The 668-nt window shown below is 58.8% G+C and carries 1 protein-coding gene; it reads right to left on the bottom strand.

The genetic code is table 11. The features are described 5' to 3' along the window. Window positions 1-668, bottom strand: a 668-nt coding sequence (locus E1K68_RS27505; protein WP_212614959.1) for a VRR-NUC domain-containing protein, incomplete at both ends; no start/stop codon positions are given.

A 668-nucleotide genomic window follows, 5' to 3' on the forward strand; every position in this document is an offset into this window, starting at 1 on the left:
AACTTGATCTCCACCGCCGCAAACACATTCTCGGTTTCAAACGGCTCTTGCCGGTACTCAACCACCACCAGATCAGGCGCCAGCAAACCCTTCGGCCGTGGCCAAAAAGGCTGCACGGCACTGCCGAACCGTCTGGGCCGCGTAACCGGCTCGCCCAACAACGCCTTCTTGCTGTTGCCGTTGTAGTTGGGTTCGGCCTTGAGCGGGCTGCGCCACTCCAGTGCCTCGTCCACGGCTTCAAAAAACAACGAGGCGGTAAATTGTTTGAGGGCGATCTCGATGGTGGTCGGTACCGTATCGCCGGCAATTTTCTTGCGGATACGGCGCGGTACCTTGATCGGCATCTGCAGCGCAACGGTGCAGACTTGGCTGATCGCCGGGCGAAAGGGCACTTTGCGTTCGATGTATTCCTTGAACGTGATGTTCTCCTGGCCTCGTCGAGAAACCGTGCTATTACCGCCGCGATCCACCACGGCAAAGGTGGAACTCTTGACCTCGATCTCGCGGGTCATTGCTTCAATGGTGACGCGAAGGGTTTCCTTGATCTGCTTCCTGCGCTCGGCAATTTCCACCGCGAGTTGGGCCAGTTCGGCGGCGGTTCTGCTGTTCTCAAAAGCCTGGTTTGCCCGATAGGCGCGATAGGCACCGTCGATGATCCGCGCGACGGC

This window comes from Pseudomonas sp. B2021, assembly GCF_018135665.1.
Lineage (GTDB): Bacteria > Pseudomonadota > Gammaproteobacteria > Pseudomonadales > Pseudomonadaceae > Aquipseudomonas > Aquipseudomonas lactis.